This is a genomic window from Mangrovibacter sp. MFB070 (assembly GCF_000705335.1).
In the GTDB taxonomy this organism is placed as follows: Bacteria; Pseudomonadota; Gammaproteobacteria; order Enterobacterales; family Enterobacteriaceae; genus Mangrovibacter; species Mangrovibacter plantisponsor.
Genome location: NZ_JJMI01000022.1, coordinates 321,959 through 334,479, shown reverse-complemented (window position 1 = coordinate 334,479; position 12,521 = coordinate 321,959). Strand labels below are relative to the sequence as shown.

The 12,521-nt window shown below is 49.7% G+C and carries 15 protein-coding genes; 1 reads left to right on the top strand and 14 read right to left on the bottom strand.

Annotated features, from left to right (window positions below; translation table 11 throughout):
• Positions 1-91 precede the first annotated feature (91 nt).
• The gene (locus DT73_RS26565; protein WP_170123740.1) at positions 92-241 is read left to right on the top strand and encodes a hypothetical protein; all 150 of its coding nucleotides are present in this window, start codon (positions 92-94) and stop codon (positions 239-241) included.
• Between the two features lie 64 nt (positions 242-305).
• On the opposite strand, the gene DT73_RS10865 is transcribed toward DT73_RS26565, so the two are convergent.
• The 14 genes from DT73_RS10865 to yceG form a co-directional block, all read right to left on the bottom strand.
• The gene (locus tag DT73_RS10865; RefSeq protein ID WP_036108248.1) at positions 306-854 is read right to left on the bottom strand and encodes a glycine zipper 2TM domain-containing protein; all 549 of its coding nucleotides are present in this window, start codon (positions 852-854) and stop codon (positions 306-308) included.
• Positions 855-1,140: 286 nt separating this feature from the next.
• Positions 1,141-2,445, bottom strand: a complete 1,305-nt coding sequence (locus DT73_RS10860; protein ID WP_036108246.1) for an NAD(P)/FAD-dependent oxidoreductase — start codon at positions 2,443-2,445, stop codon at positions 1,141-1,143.
• 226 nt (positions 2,446-2,671) lie between these two features.
• Positions 2,672-3,214, bottom strand: a complete 543-nt coding sequence (ycfP, locus tag DT73_RS10855; protein ID WP_036108245.1) for an alpha/beta hydrolase YcfP — start codon at positions 3,212-3,214, stop codon at positions 2,672-2,674.
• 36 nt (positions 3,215-3,250) lie between these two features.
• Entirely contained in the window at positions 3,251-4,279 is a 1,029-nt protein-coding gene (nagZ, locus tag DT73_RS10850; protein ID WP_072006939.1) for a beta-N-acetylhexosaminidase, read from the bottom strand.
• Positions 4,280-4,300: 21 nt separating this feature from the next.
• Positions 4,301-5,140: a thiamine kinase gene (gene thiK / locus DT73_RS10845; protein WP_084172270.1), complete on the bottom strand. Its 840-nt coding sequence runs from the start codon at positions 5,138-5,140 to the stop codon at positions 4,301-4,303.
• Positions 5,094-5,717: a penicillin-binding protein activator LpoB gene (gene lpoB, locus DT73_RS10840; RefSeq protein ID WP_110025364.1), complete on the bottom strand. Its 624-nt coding sequence runs from the start codon at positions 5,715-5,717 to the stop codon at positions 5,094-5,096. The genes thiK and lpoB overlap by 47 nt, the downstream gene beginning before the upstream one ends.
• A 23-nt stretch (positions 5,718-5,740) precedes the next feature.
• Complete coding sequence (locus DT73_RS10835) at positions 5,741-6,112, bottom strand: YcfL family protein (RefSeq protein ID WP_200874786.1); 372 nt, start codon at positions 6,110-6,112, stop codon at positions 5,741-5,743.
• Between the two features lie 2 nt (positions 6,113-6,114).
• A complete protein-coding gene (gene hinT, locus DT73_RS10830; protein WP_036108232.1) occupies positions 6,115-6,474 on the bottom strand; it encodes a purine nucleoside phosphoramidase in 360 nt (119 codons plus the stop codon).
• A gap of 235 nt (positions 6,475-6,709) precedes the next feature.
• Positions 6,710-7,147: an IS200/IS605 family transposase gene (gene tnpA / locus DT73_RS10825; protein ID WP_036108785.1), complete on the bottom strand. Its 438-nt coding sequence runs from the start codon at positions 7,145-7,147 to the stop codon at positions 6,710-6,712.
• 166 nt (positions 7,148-7,313) lie between these two features.
• A complete protein-coding gene (ptsG, locus tag DT73_RS10820; protein ID WP_036108229.1) occupies positions 7,314-8,747 on the bottom strand; it encodes a PTS glucose transporter subunit IIBC in 1,434 nt (477 codons plus the stop codon).
• 297 nt (positions 8,748-9,044) lie between these two features.
• Positions 9,045-9,842, bottom strand: coding sequence for a metal-dependent hydrolase (locus DT73_RS10815; RefSeq protein WP_036108226.1), 798 nt, complete (start codon positions 9,840-9,842; stop codon positions 9,045-9,047).
• Positions 9,843-9,851: 9 nt separating this feature from the next.
• Entirely contained in the window at positions 9,852-10,856 is a 1,005-nt protein-coding gene (gene holB, locus DT73_RS10810; protein ID WP_036108223.1) for a DNA polymerase III subunit delta', read from the bottom strand.
• Positions 10,853-11,506 carry a dTMP kinase gene (gene tmk, locus DT73_RS10805; RefSeq protein WP_036108220.1) on the bottom strand — a complete coding sequence of 218 codons (654 nt, stop codon included), beginning with the start codon at positions 11,504-11,506 and terminating at the stop codon, positions 10,853-10,855. Before tmk ends, holB begins: the two co-directional genes overlap by 4 nt.
• A complete protein-coding gene (yceG, locus tag DT73_RS10800; RefSeq protein WP_036108783.1) occupies positions 11,496-12,515 on the bottom strand; it encodes a cell division protein YceG in 1,020 nt (339 codons plus the stop codon). The genes tmk and yceG overlap by 11 nt, the downstream gene beginning before the upstream one ends.
• Positions 12,516-12,521 lie beyond the last annotated feature (6 nt).

The following is a 12,521-nucleotide window of genomic DNA, read 5'->3' as shown; positions in this document are numbered from 1 at the left end:
AGTCCACTCAGCACCCTACACAGAACAGGCATTTCATTCCTTTGCTTTATAACAAAGCAATTTATTGGACACACAGCAGAAGGAAGACAGAATGATTTTGCTATTACCCATGCTCAAAGTACTGGTCGTTATTTCGTTGCTGTTCGGGCTTTGGTTGATATGTGGTAGCTCTTCGCTGTTCGCTATTCTTGCCATTATTATCACTGGCGGGCTTTGGTTTAAAAGGCAGGATTTGCTTTGATCGCCTGGTAAAAAAGACCTGTTATCGTACAGGTCTTTTTTTGCTGACCGGGTGATTCTGCTATTCAGGATTTGTTTACTGTATCGCTTAGCACCAGTTGGCCATTTTTATCCAGTGGTATCTGGCTACCTGGGTTGTGATCCATGCGGATTTTACCCTGCTGGTTACCTATCTGGTAAGTGACATCATAGCCAAGGGTTTTCTCACTGGTGTCATAAACCGTTTTACAACGCTGTTCACTGGTACTGTAGGTATCTTTATCCTGCATTGTACCCTGTACCTGATTACCTGCATAACCGCCACCCAGTGCACCTATCACTGTGGCGACATCTCGCCCGTGCCCACCACCAAACTGATGGCCAATTACTCCACCTGCTACTGCTCCCAACACCGAGCCTGCGATGCGGTTTTCATCCTGTACCGGGCGGCGATGGGTAACAGTGACATTGCGGCATTCTTTACGGGGGGACTTCACAGTAGAAGTAATAGCTTTCGATGAAATTACCTGAGCGTATTCTGGCCCACTATGAAATACATCCAGACCGGCGACAGCCGCAATCCCCATAGCCGCAGCTACGCCAATGCCTATTCCCGCTAACATTGATTTATTCACAGGACACCTCCTGATAAGACAGGTTTTTATTGTGAGCAAAAATCCAGGAAACAGGGATCAGACGAAAAGAGAAAATCGGGTTATCTGAATATAATTGAGATTTATCCTGGTGGGATATTACGCTATGCGAAAGCTAACTATTTCCCTCTTGAATAGTAAGGCTTTTACCGGAACGATAGTTTTCCCTACCGGTAACCGCGCCAGTCAATGTTATTCAGGGCGGGTCATCGGCTACAAAAAAGGCTCCTTTACAGGAGCCTTTTAACAAGCAAGATTGCCTGACGAATTAATGCAACTTCAGACGCGGGCGAATAATACGGTTGATACGCCCAACCAGCATCATCAAACCGGTCTTAAAATACCCGTGCAGTGCTATCTGGTGCATACGATACAGGGAAATATACACAAACCTGGCGATACGCCCCTCGACCATCATTGACCCACGCATCAGGTTGCCCATCAGGCTACCTACTGTAGAGTAGTTCGACAGCGAAACCAGTGAGCCGTGATCTTTATAGGTATAGGGCTTCAGATCTTTTCCGCTCATCTGCGCCAGAATATTATGCATCGCACACGTTGCCATTTGGTGTGCAGCCTGAGCACGTGGTGGGACAAAGCCCCCTTCAGCGCGGGCACAGGAAGCGCAGTCACCAATCGCAAAAATATCCGGGTCGCGGGTCGTCTGCAGGGTGGGTTCCACAACCAACTGGTTAATACGGTTTGTTTCCAGCCCACCGATTTCTTTCATGAAATCAGGCGCTTTAATACCGGCAGCCCAGACCATCAAATCGGCTTCAATAAATTCGCCATCTTTGGTATTCAGGCCGTTGTCTTGTGCACTGGTTACCATGGTTTTGGTCAGAACGCGCACACCCATTTTGGTCAGTTCACTGTGAGCGGCGCCAGAAATCCGCGGCGGCAATGCCGGAAGAATGCGTTCCCCCGCTTCCACCAGCGTCACGTTCAGCGCTTCGTTCGTCAGGCCTTTATAACCATAGCTGTGTAACTGTTTCACTGCGTTATGCAGTTCAGCAGAAAGCTCAACCCCAGTGGCACCACCACCTACGATGGCAATGTTCACTTTGCCGTTTGCACCGAGATTAGCGGAATGTTTCAGGAACAGGTTCAGCATTTCATGGTGGAAACGACGTGCCTGGTGTGGGTTATCAAGGAAGATGCAATGCTCTTTCACACCGGGCGTATTGAAATCGTTAGATGTACTGCCCAGAGCCATAACCAGGGTGTCATACGGCAGATTGCGTTCAGGAACCAGCAGTTCACCTTTTTCATCACGCAACTCAGCCAAAGTAATCACTTTCGCTTCGCGGTTAATATCCACGACCGAACCCAGTTGGAACTGGAAATGGTGATTACGTGCATGTGCAAGGTAACTCAGGGCGTCCACGCCTTCATCCAGCGAACCGGTTGCTACTTCATGCAGCAATGGTTTCCATAAATGACTGTGGTTGCGGTCAACCAGTGTCACTTTCGCTTTCTTACTACGGCCCAGTTTTTTTCCTAACTGAGTTGCCAGCTCCAGTCCGCCAGCACCACCGCCAACAATCACAATTTTTTTCAATGGTGTAGTCAACGTGACCCCCTCAAATTATTAACCAATTGTTAAGTAACGGTTATAAAAATAACTTTTACTTAACAATAGGTTGCTGAATCGAATCGCCCAAAACAGCCTGAGAATACCATGAACGGTGCATTGGTCATACCAAATTTGATATGAATCAAATTTTTCTGGCTAAATTTAACGCAAAAGGGCTGGCCAAAGGCCAGCCGGGGGGAGTTACAGGAAAGTAATGGGGGCGTTAGCCGAGGGTTTTGAAAGCTTTAATACGCTGCAGATGCGGAGAAATATTCTTGAACTTGTGAGTTTCGTTATCATCCCAAACAATTTCGTAATAAGGATGCAGTAACGCTGCAGATTTCTGGTTGTCCAGCGCTTCGTCGTGGCGCGACAGGATTGCCAGGCAACGATCACGGTTCTTCTCCCGGAAGTTATCGACACATTTTGTGGCGATATCAAGATACTCTTCCGGCCGGTCTATTTTCCCTTCCATATTTTCATAAGGATGCAGGTTAGGGTTGAAAATAACCTGGCGAACATCGCAGAGAAAACCAATGCGCTCAGCCCAGAAACCACCGAGACCGACACCACAAATCAATGGCCGTTCATCAACATTCAGCTGCAGCATTTTATCTACTTCTTTAAGCAAGTGCTGCATATCGTGTTTCGGGTGCAGCGTGCTGTAACTGATCAAACGGACATCCGAATCAATAAACTGAAGTTGCAATACCTTCTCATGGTTACCAGGACTGTTTGAGTCGAAACCGTGCAAATAGATAATCATCGCATCCTCACCGTACCAGTTTTTGCCGCTCAGGCACTATGACTGCCCCGCCTTCCTTGCCTGCCATTGCTCATCCAGCGCGGTCAGTTTATGGCTGACTGACTTCCAGGTTGCGGATGACAGGAGTTCCTGACGGGAAAACGAACCTTTATGATACAAACCCGTAACACGCTCTGCATTGATCGGTGACAGGTTATCCAAAACACTAACAGCTCCGTTGCGGTTATTACAAACCAGAATCATATCGCACCCAGCATCAAGAGAGGCTCGTGCTCTTTCAGCATAAGTTCCCATAATTGCCGCACCTTCCATTGACAGGTCGTCAGAGAAAATCACACCATTAAACCCTAACTCCTGGCGCAATACTTGCTGCAACCACCAGGGCGAGCCGCTGGCCGGGCGATTATCAAGTTCCGGGTAAACAACATGAGCCGGCATTATGGCATCCAGCGCCTGTTCGTTTATCAGCGAGCGGAAAATAGCCATATCATGTTCACGAATGACATTTGCCGGGCGGTTATCCACGGGTGTTTCTTTATGTGAATCTGCACTTACGGCACCATGTCCGGGGAAATGTTTTCCGGTGGTTTTCATACCAGCCCGGTGCATACCCTGCATAAAACGCCGCGCCATTGCCAGTGCTACCTGCCCGTCTGCATGGAAAGAACGTTCGCCAATCGCCGCACTGCCATGCCCGATGTCCAGAACCGGTGCGAAACTGATATCAATATCCATGGCAATCATTTCGCTAGCCATTAACCAGCCAGCGTCTTCTGCCACCTGCCCACCCACTTCCACACCCAACAATTCAGCATAAGACTGTGCCGCAGGAATACGGGTAAACCCTTCGCGAAAACGCTGTACCCGGCCACCTTCTTGATCCACCGCAACGACCAGGCGCTGCCGGGAAGCGGCGCGAATCTGGCGCACCAACTCCCGTAACTGAGCAGGATCATGATAATTGCGCGTGAACAGTATCAGTCCCCCGGTTAAAGGGTGGGCCAGAATTTCTTTTTCTTCCGCATCCAGTTCATAACCCGCGACATCTAACATTACCGGACCCACAGCAACCTCTCTTGTTTCTTGTTATGTGTGTTTCAACCTGCACCAGGCCTGGTCTGCAAGCTGAATAAATTCACTGGATTGTGTTTGTTGCCACCGGTACTCATACCAGGAGGCCATTAATAAATTAACCCATGGCAGCCAACGGTTAATCTGCTGCCCCAATATCACCTCATTAAGGTGCATCTGCCTGGCGTAAGACGCAACACATGCCGCAAATTGTGGCGGTTCATCAATTGCCAGAGTGGCAAGCTCAAGCCCTACATCGCCATCCCCGGCATACTCCCAGTCAATCAGGCGTACCTTGTTACCCTGATGGACAATATTACCCGGATGGATATCCATGTGCAGTGGCGCCAGGCGAATGGGCCCAGGCTCTCTGAAGCGTTGACATTTCTTTAACTGAGCAAGCCACAACACTGTTCGCCGTGAAGGCGCAGCATTCTGCCAGTAACGTTGTAATAAAGGCAGTAAAACAATGCGCCAGCCGAACAACGGCTGGTGATGTAGCAGGCTCAAAGTGCGTGCCAGCACATCCGCAGGTGGCCAGGATGCAGCAACTTGCCCTTCCACCCATTCAACATACAACCAGGGGCGGCTCATAAAGACGTGGGCTGGCGCCAGTGAATGAGGTAACAACTGCAATGCCCGGTATTGCCGACGCAATTCAGCATGCGTGGAAGCCGTCCGCCGTACCCACTTTCCGCAGGTATTCTCTACCAGCACACTGTTGCCGCTCAGGCCCTGTATGGCGGAAACAGAGCCGGCGGCAAATGCCGCCGGGTGTGACGCCTGGTTGTGGTGATGCAAACCTGCATCACTGCGTTTGCTGTACGGCACCTTTACCAGACCAGATAATTTCACCTGTTTGCACCAGCATCAGTTGCATTTGTACAGCAGGGTTACTCACATTACCTTTCGCGCTGGTATAAAGCACATACTGTGCACCGACATTACGCGCAATACCAATGGCTTTGCTGCGTGAACCCAGGCTGTCTTGCGCAGACAAACCCAGTTGCTGTTTAGCCAGAGCAAGTTGCTGGTCACTGACTAACACAAAAGTTCGGTTATTTGCCAGGGCATTACGTAACGCCTGAGTACCTTCGCTGGCGGGTAAACTGCCATTGGTACGGTTATTCACGGAGTCTACTAACAATACACTGCCTGCCGTTACACCATCAGCTTTGAGCATTTGTGCAACCATCGGCTGAAACGCACTGCTCCAGTCGTAGTGCCGCTCTTTGGGTTGCGGAGTAACAGGTAATGTTGGCGTAACGGGTTCAGGCTGAACCGGTATTTCAGGAACAGAAGGAACTGTGGGCTCCGGCTGTGTGGGTGCGGGTTTGGCAGGCTCTACCGGTGCTGGCTGTTGCTGCTCATTACGCAACACACAACCAGACAGCACAAGAGCAACACCAAGCACGCACAAATAACGATACATACGTTGTTTCAAAATCTCCCCCTTCAAAGATAGAGATACACCCGAACCTGATCTGCGCCAGGAACCTGGGTTATGGCATGAATATCCACAGAGGTAGCCGGCGGAACAACAACACTGCGCGGCTCATCCAGAGGATGTATCTCCAGGCCTTTCTTGTCATACCAGTAAAAACGGTAATGGACTGTCACTGGTTGATGACTTTCGTTATAAAGTGATGATACCGCCAGGGTATTCACGCCTGCATGGCTAATTTCCGGGTGCTCCGCCGTCACCCCGGCAACCAACAGCGAAGACTCAATCACCAACGTCTGGCTGCTATTCACCGGAATCACTGGCCCGGAACTGCATGCACCTAACACAGTAACAAGGCAGGCCAGGCATAACGTGCGCCGAATCATTATGCACCTTTATGGGACAGTAACGGGCCCAGAGGACGGCCACCAAGTAAATGCATATGCAGGTGATACACTTCCTGCCCACCATGACGATTACAGTTAATAACCAGACGGAAACCGTCCTCGGCAATGCCTTCCTGCTCAGCGATTTTTGCCGCCACCGTAATTAAGTGGCCCAGGGCCTGCTCATGCTCTGGAAGCGTATCATTGACTGTCGGGATCAGGATATTTGGCACAATCAGAATATGTGTTGGCGCCTGAGGGGAGATATCACGAAACGCAGTAACGAGGTCGTCCTGCCAAACAATATCAGCGGGGATTTCACGACGAATAATCTTACTGAAAATGGTCTCTTCAGCCATGTGAGTGTCCTTTAGTCAATCGCAGTGATGGGAGTATAACAAGCCCCGCAACACCTTGCTGTAAAAACACTTTATTGTACCGCTTTTCATCCTGGCGGCACAGCCTGTGCTGACGAACCAGATTCTTCCTGCTCACTATTCCTGTATTAAAAAAACAAATACGACAAAAAGTAAAAATCCACCTCTTGAAGAGGTGGCTTTAAATGGGGCCCCCTGGAAGGGGGCCTTATCCGTTTTAATCCTTTAATAACTCCATTTGCTGTTCGTATTCCTGGTCCTTCTTATCCTGATGCCTCACGTACCGCCTGATAATTTCTTCGTTCACTCCGACCGTGTCTGCAAAGTACCCTCTGGCCCAAAAGTGGTTACCCCAAAGCTTCTTTCGTACATGTGGGAATTTATTGTAAAGACGAATAGCTGTGCGTCCCTTCAGGACGCCCATTAACGTTGAAATTGAAAGTTTAGGTGGGACCATCACTACAAGATGTATGTGATCTGGTTGAACATTTAACTCCAGAACTTCGCAATCTTTCATATTGCAGAGTATATAAATTGAGCGGTAAACCTCTTTACCTACTGTGCCCGTCAAAATTTTGTAGCGGTATTTTGGGGTCCATACCAAGTGGTATTTGCAACGCCAAAACACATGTGCTGAACTTCTATAGCTGCTCATGTCAGTGATTTCCTTCTTACTTGTGGTGAGTAAGCTGGAATTTTCTGGCATGGGCTTCCTTCAGGCTATAGCCTCACAGGAACAATCACCACCTCCCGAGGAGGTGGTTTAAAGCTGACAACAAAAAAGGGGCCAGTGGCCCCTTTTTCGCTCTCCCCGGCAACAATTAGTTGTTGCGGATGTAATCATCCATTTCAGTTTTCAGGTTATCGGATTTAGTACCGAAAATAGCCTGAACACCTGAACCCGCGACAACAACACCTGCTGCACCCAGTTTTTTCAGGCCAGCCTGATCAACTTTCGCTACATCAGCCACGCTGACACGCAGACGAGTGATACAGGCATCCAGGTTAGTGATGTTTTCTTTGCCGCCAAACGCATTGACTAATGCCGGTGCCATTTCGCTGGTCGCAGCAGACTGCGTCTCAGTGGTGGCATCTTCACGGCCAGGCGTTTTCAGATCCAGAACTTTGATAAGCACACGGAACACTGTGTAGTAAACCGCAGCATAGCAAAGGCCAACAATCGGGAATAACCACAGTTTGCTACCGTTACCGCTCAGTACGATAAAGTCAATCAAACCGTGTGAGAAGCTGGTGCCATCACGCATACCCAGAAGGATACAGATCGGGAAGGCAAGACCGGCCAGGATTGCGTGAATCACATACAGGATTGGCGCCACGAACATGAAGGAGAATTCGATTGGCTCAGTAATCCCGGTCAGGAATGATGTCAGCGCAGCGGAGATCATGATACCGCCAACTTTGGCACGGTTTTCCGGTTTAGCGGAATGCCAGATAGCAATGGCAGCAGCAGGCAGACCATACATTTTGAACAGGAAGCCGCCAGACAGTTTACCTGCAGTCGGGTCACCAGCCATATAACGCGGGATATCGCCGTGGAATACCTGACCTGCCGCATTGGTGAATTCACCAATCTGCATCTGGAAAGGTACGTTCCAGATATGGTGCAGACCAAACGGTACCAGGCAACGTTCTACGAAGCCATAGATGCCGAAGGCCAGAACCGGGTTTTGGTAAGCTGCCCATTGGGAGAAGTCCTGAATAGCGGAACCAATTGGCGGCCATACAAAGGACAAGACAACCCCAGTGATAATCGCTGCCAGACCAGAAATAATCGGTACAAAGCGTTTACCCGCGAAGAAGCCAAGATACTCAGGCAGTTTAATACGGTAGAACCGGTTGAACATGTAAGCAGCGATGGCACCAGAAATGATACCCCCTAACACCCCGGTATCAGCCAGGTGTTTTGCTGCAATTTCTTCAGCCGGAAGATGAAGAACCATTGGCGCAACAACTGCCATGGTTTTAACCATAATGCCGTAGGCGACCACAGAGGCAAGGCCTGAAACACCATCGTTATTGGTGAAGCCCAGTGCCACACCGATTGCGAAAATCAGTGGCATATTGGCGAAAACGGAACCGCCCGCTTCGGCCATAACATGAGAAACGATGGCTGGCAGCCAACTGAAGTTAGCGGAACCCACACCAAGCAGGATACCTGCAATCGGCAGTACGGATACCGGTAGCATCAGCGATTTACCCACCTTCTGCAGGTTAGCAAATGCGTTCTTGAACATAATTGAGAGTGCTCCTGAGTATTTGTGCTTTTTGTACGCGATATGCGCTTTGAGTCTGGGGGAGAAACAGACTCTCTTCAGGACATCTAAGTGCCCTTTATTTATTACGCAGAGTAAAATAAATAGCGATTTCATTGTTTGATGGCAGTCACGTTTCCATGACAGACATACAGAAAAATCGCATTTAACCACTCAAATCGTATACATATGTTACAAAAAGGACGTTCACCGCCCGTTTTGTGGCGGTGAACTTTACTCGCTTTGGGGATTAATTACGAGCCTTAAAATAACAAGGATTTAGCTATTCTGGCGTAAAGCAGAAAGGTCGACATTAAAAAGTGATGAGAAATTATTCGTCGTGATTTCCGCAAGGGTTTCAACATCCACGCCTTTAAGCACAGCCATATACTCGGCGACGTCACGCACCAGTGCGGGCTGGTTTTCCTTGCCCCGGTGAGGTACCGGTGCCAGATACGGAGAATCCGTTTCAACCAGAATTCTGTCGAGTGGGACATAACGAGCAGCTTCACGCAGTGACTCAGCATTACGGAAAGTCACAATGCCCGAAAACGAGATATAGAACCCCATATCCAGCAATTTACCAGCCGTTTCTTTATCTTCTGTAAAACAGTGTAGCACCCCACCACAGTCCATCACCTGTTCCTGGCGTAAAATTGCCAGGGTATCTGCGCGTGCGTCACGGGTATGAACGATGACAGGTTTGTTTAATGCCCGGCCAATTGCAATATGGTGGCTAAAAGAAGATTGCTGGCGCAATTTGGTTTCCGGCGTGTAGTAATAATCCAGCCCGGTTTCGCCCATAGCTATCACGCCGGGTTGTGCTGCCAGATTGTGCAGGCGATCGACATCCAGCTCTGCATCCTGATTCAATGGGTGTACACCACATGAAAAGGCCACATTATCCCGCTCACCAATTTGCTCACGCATCGCGACATAGCCATCAAGCGTTGTCGCCACCGCAAGACAGAAACCGACATCGCGTGCTGCTGCTTTGCTGAGGACATCATCCACATCTTTATGCAGTGTTTGGTAATCAAGGCCATCAAGGTGACAATGGGAATCAACTAAAAACATAATCGTCTCTTACAGATGTATTGACGGGAGGGTCGCTCCCGGTTGCAGGTAATGCTCCCAGGCCAGTAACTGCTCTGCCAGCAGCAGTTCGCGGTTAATCCCCGGAACAGCCAGCAGTTGTTCGCGTAATTGAAACACTGCAGCGCAAATCGCCTGGAGTACCATTCCCGGGTACCCTGCCAGTTGTTCCACTAGCGGCAGCCTGTCTACATTCATGACGGATTGCCCGGCGTGCTGCTGCAGTTTAAGTGCATCAACTAATAATGTCGAAAACCACCACAATATATCGGTGGCACGTTCCTGGTTCATCAACGCCAGTAAGCTGTAGAACTCGCGGTTATTGAGCGCCTGGGTTAGTTGCTCACAAAATTTATTGCGCAGTGCAGTGCTGTCCGGTTGTAACAACGATAACGCCGCAGCAGGTGCGCCACAGGATAAACGCAGTGCAGCAAGGCATTGCACGGTATCAGAACCCGATTCACGTTGTAACCAGGCCTGCGCCCAGGGCTCATCTGGCACACCCAACGGGAAGTAAAAACACCGGCTGCGCAGAGTCGGCAATAGCTTATCCGGCTCATGGCAGGCCATAAGGAACCAGGTATTTTCCGGCGGCTCTTCCAGCGTTTTTAATAATGCATTAGCCGCCGCTTCTGTCAGAAGTGTGACATCCTTAATCCACACTACTTTTGCTCCGCCGAGGCTGGCGCGGTTATACAGTTTATCGGTGACATCACGGATAACATCAATACCGAGATTCTGTTTTCCTTTTTCAGGAACAACAGCGGTGTAATCAGGGTGTGTCCCTGCCTGCATTAACTGACACCCACGGCACTGCCCGCAGCTTTTATTACCCTGAGGAGACTGGCACATTTTCAGCCGCGCCAGTGCATAACACAGAGCATCTTCCCCCATTCCTGGAATGGCATGAATGAGTAATGCTGGATGCCCATGCCCGGCCTGATACTGCCCTGACAATTTTTCAAAAGCCGGGCGCAGCCATGGGTACCATTTCATTCACTGTCACCTTTTTCCCAAAGAGCCAGCGTTTCATGTAACGTACGGCGAATAGAGTCAGCAACCTCGGCCTGAGATGCATTGGCATTAACCGTCGCAATACGTTCATCCTGTGCGGCAAGCGCCTGGTAGCGTGCCCGTGTCCGGTCAAAAAACGCCAGGGACTCGGTTTCAATGCGGTCGAGTTCGCCCCGGGCTCTGGCCCGAGCCAGTCCGATTTTTGGTTCGACATCCAAATAGAGTGTCAAGTCTGGAGCGAAATCCCCCAGCACAGTATTACGCAGGGTTTCTAATAACCGGGCATCAATTTCACGCCCCCCGCCCTGGTACGCCTGGGTAGATAAATCGTGGCGGTCGCCAATGACCCAGGCACCACGGGCCAGTGCAGGTTTAATCACCGTTTCAACCAACTGAACCCGGGCTGCATAGAACATCAGCACTTCGGCTTTATCTGTAATGACTTCGTCGCCGACCGCTTTGATATCCAGCACCAGGCTGCGTAGTTTTTCTGCCAGAACCGTACCACCAGGCTCACGGGTAAACACAAGATCGCGGACACCCCGTGACTGCAGTGTCTCGACAATCACATCACGCGCACTGGTTTTACCCGCGCCTTCAAGGCCTTCAATCACTATAAATTTACTGCGCATTTTTTTCCTTTAATGTGTTGATCCATGCCCGTACAGCCTTGTTGTGGTTGGCAAGATTGGTACTGAATGTATGCCCGCCTTTGCCATCGGCGACAAAATAAAGATACGGCGATTTTGCCGGGTGAGCAGCCGCCTTCAGTGAAGGCACACTCGGCACTGCTATCGGGCCCGGCGGCAACCCACTAATCACATAAGTGTTATAGGGTGTCGCAGTATCAAGATCCTTGCGGGTCAGTTTACCATTCCAGTCTGCGCCCATACCGTAAATTACCGTTGGGTCGGTTTGTAAACGCATGCCAATACGCAAGCGGTTAATGAATACAGAGGCAACCAGTTCCCGCTCACTGGCAACGGCGGTTTCTTTTTCAATGATGGAAGCCATGATAACCATCTGGTCGCTATTTTTGTACGGCAGATTATCGGCTTTAGACGCCCAAATGCTTGCTACAGTATTCACCATTTTTTGATGTGCACGTTCCAGTATCGCCACATCTGTAGTTCCGGCGGTATATAACCAGGTATCCGGGTAGAACCATCCTTCCACTTCGTTTTCTGGTATATCAAGGGCTTTGGCAACCGCACTATAACTGTCGTCTTTCAGGGTATGCCGAATATATGGCGCTTCCCGTAACTGAGCCAGCCACTGATGTACTGTTTGCCCTTCAACCAGACGCAACGGAAATTGAGCCTCTTTACCACTCGCCAGTAACGACATTAATTGACGGACTGTCATATCTGGAGTCAGGCGATAAGTACCCGCTTTAAAGTTTGCCAGTTGCGGTTCAAGGCGCAGCAACCACTGAAAAACACGTGGGCGATTGATAATTTTTTCATCATAAAGTTGGTTACCCAGAGCCAGACGGCCCGTACCAGGCTTCAGGGTAAAATAGATTTCTTGTTTAATCAGCAGTGAACTCACTGCAAGCTTACGGACTTTCCAGTAACCCACTCCGGCGGCAACAGCCAGCAGAAGAACGAGCACAAGAACGAGGCGCAGCATTTTTTTCATGACAAT

Excerpts from the sequence above, each read along its gene's own strand:
- DT73_RS26565 (WP_170123740.1), top strand. The coding sequence starts at position 92 with ATGATTTTGCTATTACCCATGCTCAAAGTACTGGTCGTTATTTCGTTG.
- ycfP (WP_036108245.1), bottom strand. The coding sequence starts at position 3,214 with ATGATTATCTATTTGCACGGTTTCGACTCAAACAGTCCTGGTAACCAT.
- lpoB (WP_110025364.1), bottom strand. The coding sequence starts at position 5,717 with ATGTATCGTTATTTGTGCGTGCTTGGTGTTGCTCTTGTGCTGTCTGGT.
- hinT (WP_036108232.1), bottom strand. The coding sequence starts at position 6,474 with ATGGCTGAAGAGACCATTTTCAGTAAGATTATTCGTCGTGAAATCCCC.
- tnpA (WP_036108785.1), bottom strand. The coding sequence starts at position 7,147 with ATGAGCAGCTATAGAAGTTCAGCACATGTGTTTTGGCGTTGCAAATAC.
- ptsG (WP_036108229.1), bottom strand. The coding sequence starts at position 8,747 with ATGTTCAAGAACGCATTTGCTAACCTGCAGAAGGTGGGTAAATCGCTG.
- DT73_RS10815 (WP_036108226.1), bottom strand. The coding sequence starts at position 9,842 with ATGTTTTTAGTTGATTCCCATTGTCACCTTGATGGCCTTGATTACCAA.
- holB (WP_036108223.1), bottom strand. The coding sequence starts at position 10,856 with ATGAAATGGTACCCATGGCTGCGCCCGGCTTTTGAAAAATTGTCAGGG.
- tmk (WP_036108220.1), bottom strand. The coding sequence starts at position 11,506 with ATGCGCAGTAAATTTATAGTGATTGAAGGCCTTGAAGGCGCGGGTAAA.
- yceG (WP_036108783.1), bottom strand. The coding sequence starts at position 12,515 with ATGAAAAAAATGCTGCGCCTCGTTCTTGTGCTCGTTCTTCTGCTGGCT.